The sequence below is a fragment of the Nocardia sp. TBRC8007 genome (genome assembly GCF_056629435.1).
In genome coordinates this window covers 1-22,558 of sequence record NZ_JBWSOR010000019.1, presented here as the reverse complement: position 1 = coordinate 22,558, position 22,558 = coordinate 1, and the positions used below count along the sequence as shown (strand labels likewise).

Annotated in this window: 27 protein-coding genes; 18 read left to right on the top strand and 9 right to left on the bottom strand. The window is 63.2% G+C overall.

Annotation, left to right across the window (positions count from 1 at the left end; translation table 11 throughout):
* Positions 1–23 precede the first annotated feature (23 nt).
* The 3 genes from ACX4ZE_RS15360 to ACX4ZE_RS15350 all read left to right on the top strand — a co-directional run bounded on the left by ACX4ZE_RS15360 (position 24) and on the right by ACX4ZE_RS15350 (position 1,947).
* Complete coding sequence (locus ACX4ZE_RS15360; RefSeq protein ID WP_480274106.1) at positions 24–506, top strand: DUF2505 domain-containing protein; 483 nt, start codon at positions 24–26, stop codon at positions 504–506.
* Positions 507–625: 119 nt separating this feature from the next.
* Positions 626–1,147, top strand: a complete 522-nt coding sequence (locus tag ACX4ZE_RS15355) for a DUF2505 domain-containing protein (RefSeq protein ID WP_480274105.1) — start codon at positions 626–628, stop codon at positions 1,145–1,147.
* Entirely contained in the window at positions 1,117–1,947 is an 831-nt protein-coding gene (locus ACX4ZE_RS15350) for a class I SAM-dependent methyltransferase (RefSeq protein WP_480274104.1), read from the top strand. Before ACX4ZE_RS15355 ends, ACX4ZE_RS15350 begins: the two co-directional genes overlap by 31 nt.
* Before the next feature lie 9 nt (positions 1,948–1,956).
* On the opposite strand, the gene ACX4ZE_RS15345 is transcribed toward ACX4ZE_RS15350, so the two are convergent.
* Positions 1,957–2,565 carry a type IV toxin-antitoxin system AbiEi family antitoxin domain-containing protein gene (locus tag ACX4ZE_RS15345; protein WP_480274103.1) on the bottom strand — a complete coding sequence of 203 codons (609 nt, stop codon included), beginning with the start codon at positions 2,563–2,565 and terminating at the stop codon, positions 1,957–1,959.
* 98 nt (positions 2,566–2,663) lie between these two features.
* Between ACX4ZE_RS15345 and ACX4ZE_RS15340 the strand changes: the two genes are divergently transcribed.
* The gene (locus ACX4ZE_RS15340) at positions 2,664–3,386 is read left to right on the top strand and encodes an LmeA family phospholipid-binding protein (RefSeq protein WP_480274102.1); all 723 of its coding nucleotides are present in this window, start codon (positions 2,664–2,666) and stop codon (positions 3,384–3,386) included.
* Between the two features lie 89 nt (positions 3,387–3,475).
* Here the strand turns inward: ACX4ZE_RS15340 and deoC are convergent, their stop codons facing one another.
* Positions 3,476–4,144 carry a deoxyribose-phosphate aldolase gene (gene deoC, locus ACX4ZE_RS15335; RefSeq protein WP_480274101.1) on the bottom strand — a complete coding sequence of 223 codons (669 nt, stop codon included), beginning with the start codon at positions 4,142–4,144 and terminating at the stop codon, positions 3,476–3,478.
* Between the two features lie 154 nt (positions 4,145–4,298).
* Between deoC and ACX4ZE_RS15330 the strand changes: the two genes are divergently transcribed.
* Together ACX4ZE_RS15330 and purU are read left to right on the top strand one after the other, a co-directional pair.
* A complete protein-coding gene (locus tag ACX4ZE_RS15330; protein WP_480274100.1) occupies positions 4,299–4,853 on the top strand; it encodes a GNAT family N-acetyltransferase in 555 nt (184 codons plus the stop codon).
* A gap of 204 nt (positions 4,854–5,057) precedes the next feature.
* On the top strand, positions 5,058–5,948 hold the full coding sequence (gene purU, locus ACX4ZE_RS15325; protein ID WP_480274099.1) for a formyltetrahydrofolate deformylase: 891 nt from the start codon (positions 5,058–5,060) through the stop codon (positions 5,946–5,948).
* A gap of 103 nt (positions 5,949–6,051) precedes the next feature.
* On the opposite strand, the gene ACX4ZE_RS15320 is transcribed toward purU, so the two are convergent.
* From ACX4ZE_RS15320 to ACX4ZE_RS15305, 4 genes are all read right to left on the bottom strand, one after another.
* Positions 6,052–6,342 carry a DUF2516 family protein gene (locus ACX4ZE_RS15320; RefSeq protein ID WP_480274146.1) on the bottom strand — a complete coding sequence of 97 codons (291 nt, stop codon included), beginning with the start codon at positions 6,340–6,342 and terminating at the stop codon, positions 6,052–6,054.
* Between the two features lie 102 nt (positions 6,343–6,444).
* Positions 6,445–7,134, bottom strand: coding sequence for a heparin-binding hemagglutinin (locus ACX4ZE_RS15315; protein WP_480274098.1), 690 nt, complete (start codon positions 7,132–7,134; stop codon positions 6,445–6,447).
* A complete protein-coding gene (locus tag ACX4ZE_RS15310) occupies positions 7,131–7,637 on the bottom strand; it encodes a helix-turn-helix domain-containing protein (protein WP_480274097.1) in 507 nt (168 codons plus the stop codon). Before ACX4ZE_RS15310 ends, ACX4ZE_RS15315 begins: the two co-directional genes overlap by 4 nt.
* 104 nt (positions 7,638–7,741) lie before the next feature.
* Positions 7,742–8,959 (bottom strand): DUF445 domain-containing protein, encoded by a 1,218-nt coding sequence (locus ACX4ZE_RS15305; RefSeq protein ID WP_480274145.1) that lies wholly within the window; start codon positions 8,957–8,959, stop codon positions 7,742–7,744.
* A gap of 361 nt (positions 8,960–9,320) precedes the next feature.
* Between ACX4ZE_RS15305 and ACX4ZE_RS15300 the strand changes: the two genes are divergently transcribed.
* The 3 genes from ACX4ZE_RS15300 (at position 9,321) to ACX4ZE_RS15290 (ending at position 13,016) form a co-directional block, all read left to right on the top strand.
* Positions 9,321–10,004, top strand: a complete 684-nt coding sequence (locus ACX4ZE_RS15300; protein WP_480274144.1) for a TetR/AcrR family transcriptional regulator — start codon at positions 9,321–9,323, stop codon at positions 10,002–10,004.
* Between the two features lie 389 nt (positions 10,005–10,393).
* Positions 10,394–11,644 carry a saccharopine dehydrogenase family protein gene (locus ACX4ZE_RS15295; protein ID WP_480274096.1) on the top strand — a complete coding sequence of 417 codons (1,251 nt, stop codon included), beginning with the start codon at positions 10,394–10,396 and terminating at the stop codon, positions 11,642–11,644.
* 121 nt (positions 11,645–11,765) lie between these two features.
* On the top strand, positions 11,766–13,016 hold the full coding sequence (locus ACX4ZE_RS15290; protein ID WP_480274095.1) for a saccharopine dehydrogenase family protein: 1,251 nt from the start codon (positions 11,766–11,768) through the stop codon (positions 13,014–13,016).
* A 55-nt stretch (positions 13,017–13,071) separates the two neighbouring features.
* On the opposite strand, the gene ACX4ZE_RS15285 is transcribed toward ACX4ZE_RS15290, so the two are convergent.
* The gene (locus ACX4ZE_RS15285) at positions 13,072–13,278 is read right to left on the bottom strand and encodes a hypothetical protein (RefSeq protein WP_480274094.1); all 207 of its coding nucleotides are present in this window, start codon (positions 13,276–13,278) and stop codon (positions 13,072–13,074) included.
* Positions 13,279–13,337: 59 nt separating this feature from the next.
* Positions 13,338–14,084 carry a GntR family transcriptional regulator gene (locus tag ACX4ZE_RS15280; protein WP_480274093.1) on the bottom strand — a complete coding sequence of 249 codons (747 nt, stop codon included), beginning with the start codon at positions 14,082–14,084 and terminating at the stop codon, positions 13,338–13,340.
* Positions 14,085–14,259: 175 nt separating this feature from the next.
* Between ACX4ZE_RS15280 and ACX4ZE_RS15275 the strand changes: the two genes are divergently transcribed.
* The 6 genes from ACX4ZE_RS15275 to ACX4ZE_RS15250 all read left to right on the top strand — a co-directional run bounded on the left by ACX4ZE_RS15275 (position 14,260) and on the right by ACX4ZE_RS15250 (position 18,574).
* Entirely contained in the window at positions 14,260–14,649 is a 390-nt protein-coding gene (locus ACX4ZE_RS15275) for a hypothetical protein (protein ID WP_480274092.1), read from the top strand.
* Between the two features lie 42 nt (positions 14,650–14,691).
* A complete protein-coding gene (locus ACX4ZE_RS15270; RefSeq protein ID WP_480274091.1) occupies positions 14,692–15,357 on the top strand; it encodes a hypothetical protein in 666 nt (221 codons plus the stop codon).
* Positions 15,354–16,094 carry an ESX secretion-associated protein EspG gene (locus tag ACX4ZE_RS15265; protein WP_480274090.1) on the top strand — a complete coding sequence of 247 codons (741 nt, stop codon included), beginning with the start codon at positions 15,354–15,356 and terminating at the stop codon, positions 16,092–16,094. Before ACX4ZE_RS15270 ends, ACX4ZE_RS15265 begins: the two co-directional genes overlap by 4 nt.
* A gap of 35 nt (positions 16,095–16,129) precedes the next feature.
* Positions 16,130–16,975 (top strand): polyphosphate kinase 2 family protein, encoded by an 846-nt coding sequence (locus ACX4ZE_RS15260; protein WP_480274089.1) that lies wholly within the window; start codon positions 16,130–16,132, stop codon positions 16,973–16,975.
* A 157-nt stretch (positions 16,976–17,132) separates the two neighbouring features.
* Positions 17,133–18,011 (top strand): DsbA family protein, encoded by an 879-nt coding sequence (locus tag ACX4ZE_RS15255; RefSeq protein ID WP_480274088.1) that lies wholly within the window; start codon positions 17,133–17,135, stop codon positions 18,009–18,011.
* Positions 18,008–18,574, top strand: coding sequence for a vitamin K epoxide reductase family protein (locus tag ACX4ZE_RS15250; protein ID WP_480274087.1), 567 nt, complete (start codon positions 18,008–18,010; stop codon positions 18,572–18,574). Before ACX4ZE_RS15255 ends, ACX4ZE_RS15250 begins: the two co-directional genes overlap by 4 nt.
* 11 nt (positions 18,575–18,585) lie before the next feature.
* Here the strand turns inward: ACX4ZE_RS15250 and ACX4ZE_RS15245 are convergent, their stop codons facing one another.
* Positions 18,586–19,695, bottom strand: a complete 1,110-nt coding sequence (locus ACX4ZE_RS15245; protein WP_480274086.1) for a S1C family serine protease — start codon at positions 19,693–19,695, stop codon at positions 18,586–18,588.
* 165 nt (positions 19,696–19,860) lie between these two features.
* Between ACX4ZE_RS15245 and ACX4ZE_RS15240 the strand changes: the two genes are divergently transcribed.
* The 3 genes from ACX4ZE_RS15240 to ACX4ZE_RS15230 all read left to right on the top strand — a co-directional run.
* Positions 19,861–20,913, top strand: coding sequence for an NAD(P)-dependent alcohol dehydrogenase (locus ACX4ZE_RS15240; protein ID WP_480274085.1), 1,053 nt, complete (start codon positions 19,861–19,863; stop codon positions 20,911–20,913).
* 76 nt (positions 20,914–20,989) lie between these two features.
* Complete coding sequence (locus ACX4ZE_RS15235) at positions 20,990–22,207, top strand: AI-2E family transporter (protein WP_480274084.1); 1,218 nt, start codon at positions 20,990–20,992, stop codon at positions 22,205–22,207.
* Positions 22,208–22,372: 165 nt separating this feature from the next.
* On the top strand, positions 22,373–22,558 hold a 186-nt coding region (locus ACX4ZE_RS15230), incomplete at its 3' end, for a hypothetical protein (RefSeq protein ID WP_480274083.1).

Below are 22,558 nucleotides of genomic sequence, written 5' to 3'. Positions count from 1 at the left end.
ACCAGACGGTAGCGTGTCGGCTCATGGCTACACCGCTGGCGTACACGGCCCGCTACTCTCATCCCCTCGCCGCTGTGCGCGCGGCCCTCGCAGACGATCAGTACTGGAAGGATCGTATCGCGCGGGTCGGCGGCGCCAACTCCCGCTTGGAGTCGATCACCATCAGCGGTGAACAAGTGCGCGTCGAGATGGTGCAAGCCGTCGCCGCCGAATTGCTGCCTGCCGCGATCACTGCGGTACGCCCCGGCGACCTGATCATTCCGCGCGTCGAATACTGGACAGGAGATACGGGCACCTTCGAGGCCCGCGTCGAGGGTGCGCCCGCCGAGGTGCGCGGCACCCTCACACTGGCAGGCGACGACGATGTCACGGTCACGGCCGAAGGCACCATCGAGGTGAAGATTCCGCTGTTCGGCGGCAAAATCGAGAAAGCGATCGCCGAGCACCTCACCGAGCTGCTGAAGAACGAGGCGGAATTCACCGCCGACTGGCTCGCGTCCCGCTGATCAGAACTCCGGCGCCCGGCGCGCTGCCCGGCAACACGCCGGGCGCGCACCATATCCGGGCTATCGCTTATCACCCACCCGTCAAAGCGCGTACTTCGAACCCAGTAACGTGTGGGCCCATGGCACGCCGACTGGACTACTCCGCTCGCTACCCGCTACACACTACGAAAGAGCTGTACGGGGCGCTGTCGAGTCGTGACTATTGGGAAGCGCGGATGACGGAAATGCGGAAGCACACACCCCGCAACGAGGTAAGCCGGGTGGAGGCGGGCGATAGCGGAATCGAGATCGAACTGCTCCACATTCTGCCTCGCGACATGCTTCCGGAGATCGCGCAGACGATCATACGCAAGGATATGGTGATCACTCGCAAGGAGCGCTACAGTGCCTATGGGCTGGACGAGATCACCGGAAAGTACTCGGCGTCCATTCCGGCCGGACCGGGCAGCCTCGGTGGATCCATGCGCCTTTTCCCCACCGAAATCGGCTGTACCATGCGCTTCTCCTCGGAAGCCAAAGTATTCATTCCCATGGTTGGGCCGCGTCTGGAACAGCTGATGCTGGTGAACGTGATCGACTTGTTCCGGGCCGAGGCCGAGTTCACGGCGCAGTGGCTGGAAGAAAACCACCCCGCCCGCTGACCAAGCCGGTCGGCACCAGCACTCGCGGCACCACCGCCGTCAATCGCCTCCGCCGGAGCGACCGCTGGCTGGTCAATGATGAGTTCGTTGCCGCGCGCCTACGCGACACGGCTGACCCGCTGGTAGTGGACCTCGGGTACGGCGCAAGCCCATGGACCACCTTCGAACTGGCCACTCGGCTGCGCACGGTCCGCACCGACATGCGAGTGGTGGGGTTGGAGATCGACCCGCAGCGTGTAGCACTCGACCGGGACGGCGTCACCTTCGCACGCGGCGGGTTCGAGTTGGCCGGGCTGCGACCGGTCCTGGTGCGCGCATTCAATGTATTGCGGCAATATCCGGAATCGGCGGTCCCTGATGCGTGGGCGACTATCCAGTCTAGGCTGACGCCGGATGGGCTACTGATCGACGGCACCTGTGACGAACTGGGCAGGCGATGCACATGGGTGCTGCTCGACCAGGATGGCCCACGTTCACTCACCCTCGCTTGGGATCCGTTCACCGTCGAGCAGCCCTCCGATCTGGCCGAACGACTGCCGAAAGCATTGATTCACCGCAATGTCCCCGGTGAGCCGATCCATGCTCTGCTCACCGCCGCAGACCGCTCATGGGCCCGCGCCGCGCAACTGACCCCCTTCGGTCCCCGAGTTCGTTGGCGTGCGGCTGTGCAGTTGCTGCGCGAGGACGGTTTCCCGATCCGCCATTACCGCCGCAGGCTGCGCGACAATGTGTTGTCCGTGCCGTGGTCGGCTGTGGCTCCTACCGAGATGGATCGCCCCGGCCATCACACTGATTCTTGACCGCTTCTGTTATGCCGTAGTGAGCGCCCGGTGCGTTCTTTTCGCAGCGCGCGGCGACAACCGTGTCCCGGCGGCGGTGATCTCGTCGGCCGCACAACGGTGGATGGCGACCGCATCGGCTACCACCTCGTTCAAAGCGACCTGTCCGATATCGGACTCTGCCAGGTCGAGTACCGTGCGCACCGGCGTCGTCACCAGGAACGAACCGGTCGATTCCACATCGGTACCAGTCGGCGCGCGGTGCAACACCACCAATCGCGGTGTCACAGGCATGCGACCGGCGGCCACCGACAGATGAAGGAACTGTGGATGTAGTCTGCCGAGTCCGTGCAACTCCGCCGCGCTCTGGTGAGAAAACGCCGCAGCGCCGTCGAACCATGCCGCCCACATCGCGTATTCATCGAGCGGTCCCTCCGGCCAGCCGGATAATCGGAACACGCCCGCCCCAGCCCTGGTCACCGAACCGTCCCCGAGACCAGTCCGCACTCGTCCAGCGCACCCGGTGCGGGCTACCTGTCTGGTGGTGAAGAAACCGGCGTGCCGACCGGCCCAGCGACGCAGCACCCGCCACCCTTGTCCAGCGGCTCCGGTTGTCCGGCTCGCCGCATCGCCGATCATGGGCATCAGACTACGCCCAGTCGCTGTGCTATACATCACATTCTGACCCCTCAATGCCTCCACAGAGATGACACAGAAAGGTCGGGAAGAATCGGCCCATGGGTACAAAAGTTCCGTTCACCTCGACGATCAACCGGCGCATGCTGCTGATCGCGCTAGCGGTAGTAGTGACCCTGCTCGCCACGCTGCTGATCGGTGGAGAGCTCTACGCCAGACACGCGGTGGCAAGCTGCATCAGCTCCCAATTCGAAAAGGAGATGGGGTCGAAGATCACGGTGCGCTTCGGTGCCAAGCCGATGCTGATCACCTGGATCGATGGCAAGGTGTCCTCGGTACAAGTGGACAGTGATGACACCAAGTTCGGCCCGGCCATCGGGATGAAGGTCCATGCTGTCTTGCACGATGTCGAAATCGATGAGCAGAACGGAGGCTCAGTCGGCAGCTCCTCCGCCGATGTCACCTGGAGCAACGAGGGCATCAAAGAAACGCTCGGCGGATTGGTCAACAAAGTGAGCTCTTCCGCCAGCTCGGGCACGCTCACCCTGTCGGTACTGAGCGGCATCGGCCAACTCCAGTTGAAGCCGCATATCCAGGATGGAAAAGTGCAGATGGAGACGACATCGGCGGAACTGCTCGGCATCGGTCTGCCCTCCGATCTGGCACAGAGCATCCTGGATATCTTCACGCAGAGCTTGAAGAGCTACCCACTCGACATGGTGGCGACGGACGTGCGGGTCACCGACTCCGGTATCGCGGTCCAACTCGCAGGCGGTCGCACCAAACTGGAGCCCGTCCAGGGCAATACGGAAGCGCTTTGCTGAAATCCGCTCTCCCACATCGCAGCCTGCTCCTCGGATTGTCCTGTTCTACCGAACGGCCCGAAGGCCCGTCGCATGCCTGCAGCCGGTGGTCAGTCCGGAAAACCGTCGAGCACGGCACGAGATCTCGACAATCCGAGCCTGGTCGCGCCCGCCGCGATCAGCTCGGCTGCCGCTTCAGCGGTCCGGATACCACCACTGGCCTTGACACCGAGCCGGCCACCGACCGTCTCCGCCATCAACCGCACCGCATGGGCGCTGGCACCGCCCGCAGGATGAAACCCTGTGGAGGTCTTCACGAAATCGGCTCCAGCACGCTCAGCGATTCGACACACTTCCACGATTGCCTTGTCCGGCAGTGCGGCGGATTCGATGATCACCTTGAGCAATGCCCGATCATCCACGGACTCACGCACCGTGACAATATCCGCGAGCACTGCTGTGTAATCACCGGCGCGGGCCGCGCCGATATCGATCACCATGTCGATCTCGGCCGCGCCCTGCTCTACCGCCAGCCTCGCCTCGGCGCCCTTCACCAGCGAATGATGTTTCCCCGAAGGGAATCCGACGACCGTGGCGACCACGAGTCCTGGCGCGCGCACCGGCAACATCGACGGCGATACACAGATCGCGAGGACACCCAGCGCCCGAGCGTCTTCTATCACCTCGGCGACTTCCGCCGAGGTGGTTTCCGGAGCCAACAACGTATGGTCGACCATGGCGGCCACTTCTGTCCTGGTCTGTGTAGCCCACTGTGCCATGGGCTGAGAGTCTTGCACACAAAGGATGTATTCCATTGCGCACCTACGAGGCCTACCGCACACTCATGGTTGATGGCGCATCGGAGACAACTCCACCATGGTCGACTGACTAACGTGTGCGGATGAGCCCTACTTCGTTCAGGAGGAGAAGACCGTGCTGATCCGTCGCGAACGCGCCGAGGACGCCACCGCTATCGCCGCGGTGCACCGCAGCGCATTCGCACCGCACTACGCCCACACCTCCGATGGTGGCGCAACCTCCATCGACCGGGACAACACCGATCCACCCGAAGTAGGACTCGTCACTCGCCTGCGCAGCGATGCGGGTTGGATCCCTACGCTTTCCCTAGTAGCCATCGAACACGACAGAGTCGTCGGCCACCTGAGCCTGACCAGGGCCACAGTGGGCCCATTCCCGGTACTGGCACTAGGCCCGGTCGGTGTACTCACCGATCATCAGGGCATCGGGATCGGCTCGGCTCTCATACACGCGGCCCTCGGCGCCGCCGACGCGCTCGACGAACCGCTGGTCGGCCTGCTCGGCAGCCTGGAATTCTATCCGCGCTTCGGCTTCGTCCCCGCGGCCAGGTTCGGCATCACCCCCGACGAACCCGCCTGGGCGGGCCAGTTCCAAGTTCGGCCGTTGTCTGCCTATGACTCGCAGATCGTCGGCGAATTCCACTACCCGGAGCCGTTCTATACCCTCTGACCCTGCCTCAACCGGAACATCCCGCCCATAGGCGTACAGTGCGAGCCCGGCGAACGCATGAACCCGCGCGCCGTTCGCGGCCCGGCCGTGTCCGGCCTCCCGCAGCGCACGCAGCAGTCGTGAGTCGCAGTCGGCTGGACACGAGCCAAGAAAGGCCGCGAACGCGCGGCAAATCGAAAACAGCACACCTGGGAGAATGAGACCATGAGTTCCGCTCCATCCGATCAGGGTGATCGCCGCTACGTGCTGACCTTGGTCTGCCCAGACCGTCCCGGCATCATCGCCGAGATCACCTCGTTCATCGCCGAGTTCGGCGGTTCGATCGTGGAAGCCGGCTATCACTCCGATCCCGGCACCGGCTGGTTCTTCACCCGCCAGGCGATCGAAGCCGCGACAGTTCCGTTCGGGATCACTGAGTTACGTGACCGTTTCGCCCGGACAGCCATCGACCTGTGGCCTGCGGCCGAATGGCAGCTGCTGGACTCAGGGGAACGCCGCCGCGCCGTCCTGCTGGTCAGCAAAGACGGACATTGCCTGCACGACTTGCTCGGACGCGCCGTCAGTGGCGAGTTGCCCACCACTATCGATGCGGTGATCAGCAATCATCAAGACCTGGCTGCGATGACCGCGGCACATGGCGCAAAGTTCCATTACGTGGCGTTCCCGAAGGATCCGGCCGAGCGGGGCCCTGCCTTCGCCGAGGTCCGTGCGCTAGTGGACGCATACACTCCGGACGCGGTGGTCCTCGCACGATTCATGCAGGTGCTACCTGCCGATTTGTGTCGGCACTGGGCGGGCAAGGCGATCAACATCCACCATAGCTTTTTGCCGTCGTTCGTCGGCGCTCGCCCCTATCACCAAGCGTTCGCGCGTGGCGTGAAGCTGATCGGCGCCACCTGTCACTACGTGACAGCGGAACTGGACGCAGGCCCGATCATCGAGCAGGACGTCATCCGTATCGACCATGCCGACCAAGTGCGCGACATGGTCCGGCAGGGACGTGATATCGAGCGAGTGGTGCTGGCGCGTGGACTGCGTTGGCACTTGGAGGGAAGGGTATTGGTGCACGGTCACCGGACGGTCGTCTTCTCCTGACCGGCGCGGACCGAACCGGACGCACGCGGATGAGCATGCCGACCGTAGACATATCGCCTCTCGTGCCGATGCGCGCGTCCGGATCGGTCAGCGGGCTATCGCCTCACCACCTCGGACCCCGCTGCACTTCGTCCACCTTGGGCCGCACATCGGTCAGATAGATACCAGTCGCGATGGCCGCGATAAAAGAAAGCAGGCTCAAACCAGCCTGAAAGAGCAGAAGCACGAGCACAGCGCCCCCGAGAATCGCCAGCCAGATCGGCTTGGTCAGCTTGTCCACCGCGGTGAAAGCGTCCGGACGCTGACGCACAGCGTGGATCAGCGCGAAAATCGTCGCGCCGAGCAAAGCCAGCCACAGCACCCACAAGATCGCCCCGGTCAATCCGTGCACCATGTTCACCCCACCCATCATAGAAGCCCCCACCCATCATAGAAGCGATACCTCCGTACACCACGGGTGCACGAAGGCATCGACTAGCAAGTGACTACGGAACGTTCAGACATCCTTCGGGGGAGCCTTCTTCGCCGAAGCCTTCTTGGCAGCGGAGGTCGCCTTCTTGGCCGGAGCCTTCTTCGGCGCACCGTTCGTCACAGGAGCAGGGGTGGACTCGGTGGTCACCTCGACGACCTCTGCCTCCACGAACTCTGCCTCCACGACCTCGGCGCCCGACACGCCCTCGGCCTCATGTCCTTCGGTACTCGCCGGGCGACCGAACAGCTCATTGACCCGCCCGAGCACTCCCTCGGCCCGACTCACCGCATCGTCGTAAAGGGTTTCGACTTGGCCGAGCCGATCCTCGACGAGCTGGTTGGCGCGCAACCGTTCGATAGTCTCCTCGCCCCGGGTGGCGAGATCGGTGTAGATGTCGAGCGCTTGGTGGTAGTACTTTTCGGCCAAGGCACGGAGCTCTTCGGGGGTGAACTTCTCACGTAGCTCGGCGAGATCCTCCGGCAGCTCCGAAGGCAGTCCGGACAACCGCTCGCGCAACGAGCCGAACTGGGCCTGTACGTCAGCGGGCACATTGGCGAAGCGCTCACGGGCCTCCTCCACCCGTGCCTGCACCTCGGTAGTAGCCGTACGCTCACGTACCTGTGTGACGACATCGTTGACAGCGGCATAGAGCGCGTCGCCGGCACCGACGGTGGCGAGCAGAGGTTTGGTTACAGTGGCGTTTTTCTCGGTCATGATGTTTCGTTCTCCTGGCGTGGCGGAGTGTCGGTTGTTGTGCGCGGAACCTCGCTGTCCCATGTATCCCCCCCTGCCTCGCTTCCCCCGTTTTCCCGGCGAAACGATTCATAAATGTCCAGCAGCACCTGCTTTTGCCGCTCACTGATCGATGTATCGGCAAGCAGGGCGTCCCGGACCGGACTGTGCGCCCGCTGCTCTAGATAGCCGGCCTGTACGTACAACACCTCCGAGGAGACACGCAGCGCCTTGGCGATCTGCGTGAGCACCTCGGCGGACGGATTACGCAATCCACGCTCGATCTGACTGAGATACGGATTGCTCACCCCCGCCAGCTGAGCGAGTTGACGCAGCGAAACTTGCGCGGCTTCACGCTGCGCTCTGATGAAGCTTCCGATATCGTGCGCCGCGTTGACAACACGCCCCCCTCGCTCCCCGGCATCGGACAAGTGCTCATCCGATCGTCGGGCGTACTCGGTGGAAACCTCGGGCTGGTCTACCATCACTCACCTTCTGGCGGTTGTACGGGTACGATTCTAAAATAGAGTGCTAGCAATTGCAAGCAGTCTGCTAGCAGAGTTTCGGCAAACGATCCATACGCAACGGATCAGCCGCCGAACATCAGGTGAGAAATCGTGTAGATCGCTAGTCCTGCAAGCGATCCGACCACAGTTCCATTGATACGGATGAACTGCAGATCTCGACCGACCTGCAATTCGATCTTCTTGCTGGCTTCCTCGGCATCCCACCTGGCAACCGTGTCGGTGACCAGGGTGCTGATTTCCTCAGCATAGTTCTCCACCAGGTAGCGAGCACCACGGTCGATCCAACCGTCCACCTTCACGCGCATGTCGGAATCATCGCGCAATCGTTCACCCAGCTGCTGGACATTCTCGGCGATCTTGCGCCGCAAGGTGCTGTTCGGATCCTCGGCGGACTCCAGGATCAGCCGCTTCGCCGCACGCCATGTGGCCTGGGCCATCCCAGTGATTTCCGTACGACCCATAATCTGCGCCTTGACCCGTTCCGCCTTCTTGATCATGGCCTCGTCGTATTGCAAGTCATCGGCGAATTCCTGTAGAAACCGATTCGCCGCGGCACGCACCTCGTGCTCGGGGTCGGTACGGATTTTCCAGGTGAACTCGACCAGCTCCCGGTAAATTCGTTCGGAAAGCATGATGTTGACGAATTTCGGCGCCCACTGCGGTGCGTCTCGGAATACGATTCGATCGATCGTCTCCTGCGCTCCGAGCGCCCATTGGTGCGCACGCTCGGCGAGCAAATCCAAGAGGGCCTTTTGCCGGTCGTCGGCAAGCAATTCTGCCAATACCCGGCCAATAGGCGGCCCCCACAGCGGCTCAGCGATCCGCTTGACAATGGTGTTGTCGATCACCTGTTCGACATCTTCGTCCCGCAGGACCCCGATGATGGCACACAGGATCGCCGAACTCTCTTGTGCCACCCGAGCGGCATGAGCGGGGTCGGCGATCCAGCATCCCACTCGCCATGAGATACGCGCGGAAAACAACTTTGCCGAAACAACTTCCGGTGCAAGGAAATTAGTGCCGACAAAGGCGCCGAGACTGGTGCCGAGCTGATCCTTCTTCCGCCGGATGATCGCGGTGTGCGGGATGGGTAAGCCGAGCGGGTGTCGAAACAGCGCGGTCACCGCGAACCAGTCCGCCAAAGCTCCGACCATGCCCGCCTCCGATGCCGCCCGCAGATAACCGACCCAGTCGCCACCCGCGCCCCGTGATTCGATCCAGCGACAAAACAGATAGATCACGGTAGCCAGCGCGAGCAGGCCAGTGGCGAACGCCTTCATCCGCCAGAGGTCACGGCGCTTGGCTGCCTCGTCGAGCGCAGCGGCCAGCCCGAGTGGCGCGGCGGGTGGCGCGGCGGGGACGTCCAGCACCGCAGTATTGCCGGGGGCTTTCTCCATGCCTCCCATTCTGCTGTGCTCATGAAGAGGTGACCCATGAAGAAGCGCACTCCGACAAGAGGATCTCGGCACGCCGAGCATGCCTGAAACTGTGGTTCCTACCGCATCCGGCAGCTAAACAGGCGTACTACAGGTGTTCGACACATAAGCTGGAGGCAGAAGAGCAACGAAAGAGCACTGCAGAGCAAGGGGGTGCACGCTGTCCACCGAGAATCTTGTCGCCACCGACGAGCGACCGTCCGCGCTGCGCGGCGGCCACACGGACGGCCGCAAACGCCGGTGGCGACAACACAAGATCGATCGTCGCGCAGAGCTCGTCGACGGCACCCTCGCGGCAGTGCGCGCCCGCGGCAGCAGCGCGGGTATGGACGAGATAGCCGCGGAGATCGGTGTCTCCAAGACCGTGCTCTATCGGTACTTCTCCGATAAGAACGACTTGGTCCACGCGACCATGCAGCGGTTCATCGAGACTACATTGATGCCACGGGTGTACAACGCGATCAGCCTGGACGCCGATGAATACCAATTGGTTCGCTCCGCGCTGGCCGAGTACGTCGGTACCGTCGACGAAAATCCCGAGGTCTACCACTTCATCATGGGCAATGGATCGGCCGACCAATCCTCGCTCGCGGAGTTCGAAAAGATCTTCGCCGAAGTGGTGTGCACGATCATGACCGATCGTGCACGGAAGCTCGGCGTTCGGACCGAAGGCGCGGCATTGACGTCTTATGTCCTGGTCGGCGGTATCCAGCTGGCGACGCATTGGTGGACCACCGACAAGTCGCTGCCCCGCGATACCGTGATCGACTACCTCACCATGATGTCATGGAGCGCCCTCGAGGGCATGGCCCGCGCGGGTGGTTCGCCCGAAGTATTCAATGCTCGGCCACACGTACTGCCTGCTGTCGAGTCACCCGTGGAAGGTTGATCAGGCTGTTCGCCCGGTTGCCCACCGGACCGTTCGCCGAAGTTCAGGGATCATTCGGCGTAGCCGTGCACTTGGCTGAGCCGGACGCGAACGATGCGTCGAACCGGGCGCGGTGACGACCGGTTCGGCGGTCCGCGCACTATGGACGCAACTGACCATGTGAGCAGGTCTGAGGCAGTACGGGCTAAACTGTCCGAAGAAGCTGTGCTTCGCATCACAGACGTCTCACCGTATCGCACGACGCGCCCAGGGTCTTCTTCGTGGCTATCCGCAGTGAGCCTGGCTTCGCTACCATCCAGCTATTCCGAAGAAACAGTCGCGGATGAGGTCTTCGAAGTAGTCACTGAACGGTAGTTACTGAACGGCACGCGACAACAGAGGATAATGCCATGGCAGATCTTCGGGAATTCGACTTGGTCCTCTTCGGTGCGACGGGTTTCGTCGGCAAACTGACCGCGCAGTACCTCGCAAGCGCCGCACCGGAAAACGCACGCATCGCCCTGGCCGGACGATCACTGGACAAACTGACCACCGTACGCGACGAACTCGGCGACGAAGCCGCGACCTGGGACCTCATCGTGGCCGACGCCACCGACCACACCGCACTGGACGAACTCGCCACACGCACCACAGTGGTCGTCACCACCGTCGGCCCCTACCTGCGCTACGGAATGCCCCTGGTCGCAGCCTGCGCCAAAGCCGGAACCCACTATGCCGACCTCACCGGCGAACCACTGTTCATCCGCGACGCCATCGACACCTACCACGAACAAGCCGCCGCTACCGGCGCGAAAATCGTGAACTCCTGCGGATACGGCTCCATCCCCTCCGATCTGAGCGTGTACCAGCTCTACCGCAGCACTGTCGAGGACAACACCGGCGAACTCACCGACACCACGGCTATAGCCGCGATCAAAAGCGGCGTCAGCGGCGGCGCTATTGATTCCAACCGCGCCACGATGGAGGCGATCGCCGTCGACCCGGCCAAGAGCGCGGTGATCTCGGATCCCTACTCGCTGAGCCCGGACAAGTCCAGAGAATCCGACTTCGGCCACCAATCCGATAGAGCACTGTCACGGGCGAGCGCGATCGACCCGGCCTTGGACGGCTGGGTAGGCACCTACATCTTCGCTACGCATGACACGAAGCTCGTGCGTCGCAGCAATGGTCTGCTCGGCTGGCCCTACGGCAAGAATTTCCGTTACCGCGAGGTGATGAGCACCGGAAACTCGCCGATAGCACCACTGCTGGCAGCAGGTATGACCGGCGGCATCGAGGCGATAATGACAGTGGGCGCGCTGCTGTCACGGACCTCGGTAGGCCGCAAGCTCTTGGACCTGGTTCTGCCCCGACCTGGTACCGGACCGAACAAGAAATCCCGCGAACGAGGCTGGTTCACTACGAAAACAATCGCGCACACCACCTCGGGGGCGAAATACCTGGCGACTTTCTCCGGCATCGGCGACCCCGGATACAACGGCACTGCGATGATGCTCGGGGAGAGCGGCCTGTGCCTGGCGTTCGATACCGACAGACAACCCGAACTCGCGGGCATCCTCACCCCCGCCTCCGCGATGGGCGATGCACTCACCGATCGACTACGCGCGACAGACATCACCATCACCGTCGACCGCGACTGATGCTTCGTCCCGCTTGTTCCCGCGCTTCTGCTGTTCCAGCAACGATCACGCTGTGCCGCAGTAACCCGAGCCGACCCTAAAAGTAGCTTCAGACCAGCCGCACACAGGAGAATGCAAGACCATGGCAGATCTTCGGGAATTCGACTTGGTCCTCTTCGGTGCGACGGGTTTCGTCGGCAAACTGACCGCGCAGTACCTCGCAAGCGCCGCACCGGAAAACGCACGCATCGCCCTGGCCGGACGATCACTGGACAAACTGACCACCGTACGCGACGAACTCGGCGACGAAGCCGCGACCTGGGACCTCATCGTGGCCGACGCCACCGACCACACCGCACTGGACGAACTCGCCACACGCACCACAGTGGTCGTCACCACCGTCGGCCCCTACCTGCGCTACGGAATGCCCCTGGTCGCAGCCTGCGCCAAAGCCGGAACCCACTATGCCGACCTCACCGGCGAACCACTGTTCATCCGCGACGCCATCGACACCTACCACGAACAAGCCGCCGCTACCGGCGCGAAAATCGTGAACTCCTGCGGATACGACTCCATCCCCTCCGATCTGAGCGTGTACCAGCTCTACCGCAGCACTGTCGAGGACAACACCGGCGAACTCGCCGACACCACGCTGGTGGCCTCGGCCAGAGGCGGCGTCAGCGGCGGCACTGTCGATTCGACGCGGGCCACGATGGAGGCGCTCGCCGCCGACTCGGCCAAGAGCGCGGTGATGTCGGACCCGTACTCGCTGAGCCCCGACAAATCCAGGGAGCCCGACCTCGGTCACCAAATCGATGTGGCGCTGTCGCGGGCGAGCGCGATCGACTCGAGCCTGGACGGTTGGGTGGGCACATTCATCATGGCCAACGCCAATACGAAGCTCGTGCGCCGCAGCAATGGTCTGCTCGACTGGCCCTACGGCAAGAATTTCCGTTACCGCGAGGTGATGAGCACCGGAAACTCGCCGATAGCACCGCTGCTGGCAGCAGGTATGACCGGCGGCATCGTGGCAGTCATGGCGGCAGGCGCGCTGCTGTCACGGACCTCGGTAGGCCGTAAGTTCTTGGACTGGATCCTGCCCGAACCGGGCACCGGACCGAACAAGAAATCCCGCGAACGAGGCTGGTTCACCATGAAGACTGTCGCGCACACCACCTCGGGGGCGAAATACCTGGCGACTTTCTCCGGCTCCGGCGACCCCGGATACCAGGGCACCGCGGTGCTGCTCGGTGAGAGCGGCCTGTGCTTGGCATTCGACACCGACAAACAACCCGAACTCGCGGGCATCCTCACCCCCGCCTCCGCGATGGGCGATGCACTCACCGATCGACTGCGCGCGGCAGGCATCACCATCACTGTCAACAGAATCTGAGCGAGTTCGTCGGTGTGCCATCGAAACTCGGTGACACACCGACGACAGCGGCCGCTCAGCCCGCTTCCACCACGCCGGGCGGCCATGCGGCACCGAGATCGGCCATGCGATGCAGAATCGCGGGTGCCAGGGCGAGCTCGAATTCGATTCCGCTGCTTTCGAAGATGAATGCGAGGTAGTTGTCGCGAGGCAGGGGCGCCAGCCGTACCGAGCAGTGCTCCCCTACGATCACCCATCCACCGATGGTCAACTGATCGAACATCGCAACTCCCCCTTCGACACTTCCGATAAGTGGACTATGCCAGTTGTGGGCACGGTGTGTCAACAGTGGAAATCGGGCACTGAACTGGCGGAATACTCCTGCCGTAATGCCCAGCTACCGGTCGGGTGCACGGCTTCGCAGAATACGAGGGCGCTGCCCTCGTGATCGAGGCAGATCCGGTGCACGATCGAGACCGCGGCCGGATGTGGCAGCGCGAGAAGACTGCGCTCGTCGGCCTTGGCCAGGCGCGCACCGATACGCTCGCGCACAACCGCAATACCGCGGCCGGTCGCGGATTCCAGATAACGCGAGATTCCGCTCGGTAGATGCGCGCCGGCGAGCAGGCGTGCCGCTGATTCGGCGAATTCGCCGGGGAACCATGAGGTCAGCAACACCATCGAGTCGGAATTATCGGTACTCGATTCCTTACGCATGACAACCATGGCGCCAGAAGGCAGACCGAGCGCATCAGTAACCTCAGAGGGCCCTTCGACCATCCCGGATTCGAGTACCGTCAGCGACCTGTCCGCGGGGAAAAGCGTGCCGTATCGAGGCGCGCTCTCGCGCATCCGGACTACCCGATCAGCCACATAGGTGCCCGAACCTCTACGGGACCGTACAATTCCCTGCTGGCGCAAGGTATTCAACGCCTTGGCCGCAGTAGGCCTGGCTACCTTCCAGGATGCGGCGAGTTCCCGCTCCGAAGGAACCTCGGCGCCTGGCGCCAGCTCACCACGCTCGATCCGCTCACGCAGATACCCGGAGATCTGCAGGTATTTCGGTAGTAAATCATCTATTTCAGCCACCGGTCGCCTTCCGCCACAGACGCCGCCCCTCGGGACGCTGGCCAGTGTAGCAACGACAGTGCCGACCCCCTCGAGCCCCACAAGCCACCACCAAGGCGGTCTACAGTGTGATATTGCCCGGTAGAGTTCGAATTCAGCACGGCACGGGCATGACCGAGCGGAAGGGGGCTTCCGGATGGCGGTACCCGATACCGGACAGGCGGCAGCGCGGGAGCTGTACGCCGCGGCCATCGGCAACGGCGGAGGAGAACCGTTCGAGCTGGACACGGCGGTCGCCGAGAATCTCGCTGCCGCATGCGACAAACTGGTCGACGATCTGCGACGCGCGATGGCCGATGGACATCTTGTTACCGATGTGTCCGGCTTTCCCGACCTGCCGACCGGACAAGGACTCACCCGCGGGTTCGCCGATAAGGGTAGGCAATACCTCGACACCCTCGCGGCATTCCAGGAAACGGCACTGCTGTTCAAGGCCGCGTACTTGGCAGCGGCCAACCGGCTGGCCGACGCGGAGGCGGCGAATCGAGCCGCGCTACGGCTGATCACCGAGTATCTGGAGCCTTGATGAGCGAGCGCTCGCAGACCGGGGCCAGCTGAGGGGACAATCATGACAGATTCCACCGCTCGCGCGTCCGCTGACGGCATCCGGCGGGAACTCGCTGGATTCTCCAGCGGTGCGAACGATCCCGCCTATGCGCCGGATCGGGAAATATTCGGCGCCTACACCCACCAAGAGATATGGGAGCTGGTACACGAGATGCTCGACGCGTCGGCGCTCGGCCGGACAGCCGCGGCATGGCAAGCCAATGCCACCGCGGTGGCCGATGCGTTCCAGTCCTTCTCCGACGCCACCACTCGTGAGTTCGCATGTTGGTCCGGCCGGACCGCTGACGCCGCCGCGGCGGCGACCAGGCAATTCATCAGGGTGGGTGAAGCAACGCACGATGTGTGCCGGGCGGCCGCACGGCTGATGGAGCTCAATAGCGATGCCGCACAAGCGATCCGAGGCGGAATTGTACCACCCCAGCAATATCGGCCGCTGACAGACCCGATCGCCGAAGCTGTCTATGGTGGACAACGCAGGATGGAGCACGATCGTGCGGCCGCAGAACTGGAAGCGGATGCCCGCGACACTATGACCTACGTTTACAACCCGACGATGCCCGCTACCGGCGACCGCGTTCCCCAGTTCGCTCGGCCACCGGAAGGTCCGGCGGCAAGCGATGGCGGCCCGGCGAGTCCCGACGCTGTCCGTGGAGGCCGCGCGCGGTGAAATGGGTACTCACCTCAGACGAATTCACCCATGTCTGGACGAACGAAACGGGCCTGGATCGCAGACCTTACCCAGTCAACATGATTCCGTCGGCAACGGTGCGCACCGAAGCGGAGTACCGAGCACTGCGCTTGCCGCAGCGCTTCGCCCGCCAAGCCGACCCCGACCTGGCCGCCGCGTTGATGCTCTGCGCACGGAATGACGCGACCACCATCACGATCTCCGGCGAACGCACCTCACGCCCGCACGCGGAGCACAATCGTGGGGATCGCGACACAGAAACCGAACGAATCCTCGCCTTCGCCGCAATGGTGCACAACCACGCGGGCATCCTGGTCGCTACTCAGGAGACGATGACCGTGCTGGCGTGCCATGCTCGCACGGTAGGAGAACATCTGGTGCGGATCATCGGCTCCGCACAGCCGGGTCGGCTCGCTCCGATGCGTGAGCCGCAGGACGCGGTGCTGAGTCCGGACCTCGCCGAACCATCCATCACCAATGGCCAGCGCGGCCCGGCGCGATTCCGCCGGACGCTGCGTAAGCCGGTCGATGGGCGCGGCTTCATCACCGTCACGGTGGAACCGGACGATCCCATGTCCCCACCTACCCGCCACCGCACCTGGTTGGACTTCAGCGGTGATGGGCGCTACCTGCTCACCACCACGCACGACCTCGTTCTCGCCCCGGTGTCGGACCGAGAGTTCGCCGCGCAGCTAGCCCGCCTCGCGCATGTGTGACTCTGTTGGGACACACGAATGGTTAAGTGGACAGCATGACCAAACACTGGGCGGTCACGCCGACCGAGGCTTTGCGCGCCGACGGTTTGCGGGTCGCCGAACTCAAAACCTCCGGACTTCCCGGGTTCCGGGGAGACAAAACGGCGGGCACCCAACTACTCGCCGAGCGCAGCCTGGTGCTGTCGGACCTCCAAGAGAAGCTGTACGCGAACGGCCGGTCCGGCGACCGGCGCAGCGTGCTATTGGTTTTACAGGGCATGGATACCGCAGGCAAGGGCGGTATCGTCCGGCACGTCATCGGTTCGGTCGACCCACAAGGGGTCGACCACGCGGCATTCAGCGTGCCGACCAAAGAAGAAAGACGCCACCATTACCTGTGGCGTATCCGTAAAGCACTGCCACGGGCGGGTCAGCTAGGGGTATTCGATCGTTCACACTACGAAGATGTGCTGGTAGTGCGGGTGCACAATCTGGTACCCCCCACCGAGTGGGAGCTACGCTACGACGAGATCAACGCTTTCGAGCGTGAACTCGTCGACGAGGGCACCTTATTGGTGAAGGTCGCCATGTTCATCTCGCTCGACGAACAGAAGAAACGGCTCGCCGAGCGATTGGACCGCCCGGACAAATACTGGAAGTTCAAGTCGGCCGACATCGATGAACGTGCGTTCTGGCCCGCATACCAGGAGGCATACCAGGCGGTGCTGGACCGCACGTCGACCGAATACGCACCCTGGTATGTCCTGCCCGCCGACCACAAATGGTTCGCCCGCCTAGCCGTCACCGAACTGCTCATCGCAGCTTTCCTGCGTTTGAAGCTCGACTGGCCCCCGGCGTTGTTCGATATCGCGGAGCAGAAACGGCGCCTGGCACAGGCGTAGCCTCGGTTCGGGCCGCGCTCACTTTCCGGATATGTCGTGGCGATCGCTCCGGCCCAGCCGAGCCGAGCGAGCAATCCGGCCCAGCCGAGCCGAGCGAGCAATCCGACCCAGCCGAGCCGAGCGAGCAATCCGACCCAGCCGAGCCGAGCGAGCGTTGTTGACCTCGACGGACGCGGCCCACGGGCACGAAAGCGCCGCCGCGATCTACCATCGTGACGGCAAGAACCGTCCATTGAACGAAAGGCGAGGTGAGCGCACGGTGGGCAAAAAGCAGGGTGGGAAATCGAACCCGCTGCTGGCGGCGCGAGGAGCCGACCGAAATCGGAATATCTTGATCCAGGTGGCTGTCGCCGCTGTGCTCATCGCATTGATCACCGCCATCGGTATCAGCGTCGCGGCGAAGAAAGCCCGCAGGGACGATCCCGGCCCCATCCCGTCCATCGCGGCGACCGCGAACCAGGACCCTAGCGGCATCTCCGGCTCGATCACCGACAACGGCGCCATCCGGATCGGCAAGCCGGATGCGAAGGTCACGGTCCGGGTCGTCGCCGACTTGCAGTGTCCTGCCTGCAAAGCTTTCGAAGACTTCAACGGTCAAGTGCTCATGGATGCGGTGCACAACGGCACCGCGGCGGTCGAGTACAACGTGATCGCGTTCCTGGACCGGGGGTCGACCACGCAGTACTCGTCGCGGGGTGCGAACGCCTCCTACTGCGTCGCTGAGGCCGATCCGACGAAGTATCAGGCGTGGCTGGCGACGATGTACAAGCGACAGCCCCCGGAAGGCGGCGCGGGCCTGTCCAACGATCAGCTGATCCAGATCGCCAAGGAGGCGGGCTACGACACAGTCGCCGACTGTATCACCGATCGTAAGTACGACAAATACATCAAAGCGCGCACCGCGGATGTACTGAAGAGCGGTGTCAAGTCCACCCCGACAGTGTTCGTCGACGGCAAGCAGGTCGATCAGCCGAAGGCACTCATGACCCCCGGTGGCCTCGGACCCGTAATCGCCGCCGCCGCAGCGAAGCCATGACGACCGCGGGACGACGCACAGCGTGGATCTTGCTGATCGGTGGACTGATCGGTTGGGTGGCCTCGGCAGCTCTGACATTGGAACGGTTCAAGCTGTTTGTCGACCCCGGCTACAAGCCGTCGTGCAGCATCAACCCGATTCTGTCCTGCGGGTCGGTAATGGTGACCGATCAGGCCGCGGTATTCGGATTCCCGAATCCGCTGATCGGCATCGTCGGGTTCGCCGTCGTAGTCACCCTCGGGGTGCTATCGGTGGCAGGCGTGGGTTTTCCGCGCTGGATCTGGGGCGGTTTGTGGCTGGGTAACCTGCTCGGCGTCGTTTTCATCTGCTGGCTGATCTTCCAGTCGCTTTATCGGATCAACGCGCTGTGCCCGTACTGCATGGTGGTTTGGGCAGTCGTCACGCCGCTGCTCGCGGTGGTAACCGAGCAGTTATGGGGACAAATCAAGGGGCCGCTGGGCGTGCTGGCCGAGTGGCGCTGGACTATCGTCGCACTGTTCTTCACAGTGGTGCTACTGCTGGTGTTCCTGCGTTTCCAGGACTATTGGATGTCTCTGGTCTGATTCCGACCGAATCAGTTCGGTGGCCCTGCGGCCAGCATGACCGCCACCGTGCGCTGTCCACCCACCCCATTGATCCCCAACCTGACCGTGTCATGCGGTTTACGTGTGTTCAGCGCACTACGCAGGGACTGCGTGGTAGTAATGGCGCGATCGTCGACCGAGACGATCACCTCCCCCACGACCAGCCCGACGACCTGGGCAGGCATACCGTCGACCACCTCTTCAACCCGGACGCCCGTGCCGAACGGCACCGCGTTCGAGACGAGTACGCCGAGAGTGGCCGTCGGACCAATGTGCACGGTGTCGGTCGGGATACCGGTTCGGATCTGCTGGACCACCCGCATCGCCACATCGATCGGCACCGCATAACCATTCGGCGGGCGCACCCCGGCGTGCAGCGGGTCGCCCGAGGCCGCGGCGATGACCCCGACTACGGCCGCATTCCGATCCACTAACGCCCCACCGGACTGTCCCGAGGTGACCGCCGCCTCGACCTCCAACACGCCGCTGAGCGCTTTACGAGACAGATCGGCGCTGTTGACGGCCACGATCGTGCTGTCGAGGTCGGTGAGGGGACCGTATACCGCTGTCGGCGTACCACCGGTCCCGCCGGCATTGCCGATCGCGAGAACCTCATCGCTCAGTCGTAGACCTGCCGAACTGCCGATGGCGGCGACCGGCAGCTCGGCAGCCTCGGACAAACCGAGCAGCGCGATATCGGCGCCGGAGTCGTAGCCCAGTACCACCGCATCATAGACATTGCTGTCACCGACGTCAGCCACCCGGACGGCGGTCGCGCCCTTGATCACATGGTGGCTGGTGAGCACCTCGCCGTCGGCGGTGAGCACGATGCCGGACCCTGCGGTACCAGGGCCGAGCGGTTCGGTGAAAGCATTGATACTGACCAGGGCCGGTCGCACGGCCGCGGCAACACACATCGGGTTCAGTGACTCGGCCATGGTCGAGATCCCGGCCGAGCCACCAGCCTGCTCTCGACGGGGCAGTTCGCTGCCATACCCGAGAAAAGCGACCGTCACGAGCATGAGCGTGACGATCATGATGAGAATGCGGCCACCACCACGTGCGCGCCGCGCGATCTCTCGCTGCCGTTCTTCGTCCATGGCTCTCCTGGGCTCTCCTGCCGCAGCCGAACCGCTGACCGTTCCATTGTCGCCGCAGCCGGGCATCCTCGACCGTAGAACTGTGAGACCGTGTCGAAAAAGCCACGACCGGGCCACTGAGCACCATGGTTGGCAACCATGCCGCTAAGCGGTAGGTATGTAGTTATGAGCACAGCCGCCGCCTACGCCATGTCCGCCTCCGATGGCTCGTTCGAGAAGATCACGATCGAACGCAGGAAACTGGGGCCGCACGACGTATTGATCGACATCAAGTACGCGGGCATCTGCCACTCCGACATCCACACCGCGCGTAATGAATGGGTCGGTACCCGATACCCGTGCGTACCAGGACACGAGATCGTCGGCACAGTCGCCGAGGTCGGGTCCGCGGTAACAAAACACCGGGTCGGCGATCGAGTCGGTGTCGGGTGCATGGTCGACTCTTGTGGGGTGTGTGCACCATGCCTTGCCGATGAGGAGCAGTACTGCACCGCAGGCGCGACGATGACCTACAACAGCGAGGTCGATCCGGCGGTGCAGCCCGGAGGGAACACTCTCGGCGGTTACTCCACACAGGTAGTGGTGACCGAGAATTTCGTGGTCCGCATCCCCGATAGGCTCGGTCTGGATGTCGCCGCACCGCTGCTGTGCGCAGGCGTCACGCTGTATTCGCCACTGCGCCACTGGGACGCCGGGCCGGGTAAGAAGGTCGCGATCATCGGGATGGGCGGGCTCGGACACGTCGGGGTGAAGATCGCCGCCGCGTTGGGCGCCGAAGTCACTGTGCTGAGTCACTCACTGAGCAAACAAGAAGACGGAAAACGCTTCGGTGCGAGCGGCTATTACGCGACCAGCGACAAACAGACCTTCCGCGAATTGCGCAACCGATTCGACCTCATCATCAATACGGTCTCGGCGAACCTGCCAATGGACGACTACCTTCGGCTGCTGACCCTGAACGGCACTCTGGTGATCCTTGGGCTCCCCGAAAACCCGCTGAGTGTGCAGCCATTCAGCCTTGCCGGGAACCGACGATCACTGTCGGGCTCGATGATCGGCGGCATCGCGCAGACGCAGGAGATGCTGAATTTCTGTGCCGAGCACGGCATCGGCCCCGAGATCGAACTGATCTCCGCCGACGAAATCGACGGTGCCTACGACCGAGTTGTCGCCAGCGACGTGCGCTACCGGTTCGTCATCGACGTCTCCACTATGTGATTCGTACTTCCGGTACTGGCGTTGCCACGTCGGTGTCGGCCAGCGAAACCGGCCACGGTGTGGGTACGTTGGCCTTGTGCCCGCAGAGGACGACAACAAAACAACCGAAACGGCAACCACCGAAACGGCGACAACCACCGAAACGACACAGCCTGCCAATGACAGCGCGGGCATGCCGCCGTGGCTGCTGCGCGCGTTCCTGCTCGCCGCGGCGACAGTCGCCGGGTTGTTCGCCGCTTTCTGGATACTCCAGCGCGTACAAGGCCTGCTCACCGTCCTGCTTGTCTCCCTGTTTCTCGCCTTCGCCATCGAACCCGCGGTGAACTGGCTTTCCCGGCGCGGCATGCGCCGCGGTCCCGCGACCGGGCTGGTGTTTCTCGGCCTGATAGCGTTCGTCATCGCGTTCGGATGGACCCTCGGCGCACTACTGGTGGACCAGGCCACCACCCTGGTGCAGAACGCACCCGATTATGTCGACCGTGTGGTGGAGTGGATCAACTCCACGTTCCGAACCGACTTGTCCGGCACCGATATCCAGCAGTACGCCACCGACTGGAGCTCGACCCTGGAGAATTATCTCAGCGGGTTGGCGGGCAATGTGTGGGGCATCGGCACCGCTGCGGTCGGCGCCGTCTTCCAGACCCTCGGAATCCTGCTGTTCACCTACTATTTCGCCGCAGACGGGCCGCGTTTCCGGCACGCCATGTGCTCGCTGTTGCCGCCGCGACACCAGCGACATGTGCTGCGCGCCTGGGATATCGCGGTGGAGAAGACCGGCGGCTACATCTATTCCCGTGGCCTGCTCGCACTCGTCTCCACCCTTGCGCACTACCTGGTCTTGCGCGTACTCGACCTGCCCTCGGCGTTCGCCCTGGCGCTGTGGGTGGGCGTGGTCTCACAATTCATCCCCACCGTAGGCACCTATCTGGCCGGCGCGCTACCGGTGATCGTGGCATTGGTGCATGGCCCGAGCACCGCCCTGTGGATTCTCGGCTTCATCGTGCTCTACCAGCAATTCGAAAACTACGTACTGCAACCGCGGATCACCGCGACCACCATGGACATGCACCCGGCCGTCGCCTTCGGCGCGGTGCTGGCAGGCGCGGCGCTACTCGGCGCGACCGGCGCACTACTGGCCATCCCGGTGACCGCGACAGTGCAGGCATTCTCCAGCGCCTACATTCGTCGCTACGAAGTCGAGACCAATCACGATCGGACAGCGCCGCCGAAGCGAAACAGGAAATGGGCCAGGCAGCTGACCCTCCGGCTCGCCAATAGCTCAGCCAAGACCTGAATCTGCGACTTCCGCAGGGTACAGACCGATAAACAATCGATTGCCATAATCGGGACACGATTGTCTGGGTGCCGGCTTGCCGTTCACGGGTATTCACGCCACCGCGCAGCACGAGAATGCCATCTCTGCCAACCTCGATCAATCGTTTGATGATAGGGCATCGAGATGGCCGACCCAGCCGGTGCGGATCATGATGTCGGCGCCAACATGGTGGGCGACGAGGGCATCATCGGCGATACGTTGTGGGCGAGTCCGATCGTGTCGGTACGCCGTTCAGCTTCGTTGATGTCGAGCAGTATGGAACCATCGACTCCCGCACCGTATCCCGACTGCCATGGCACCGGCTCGGGG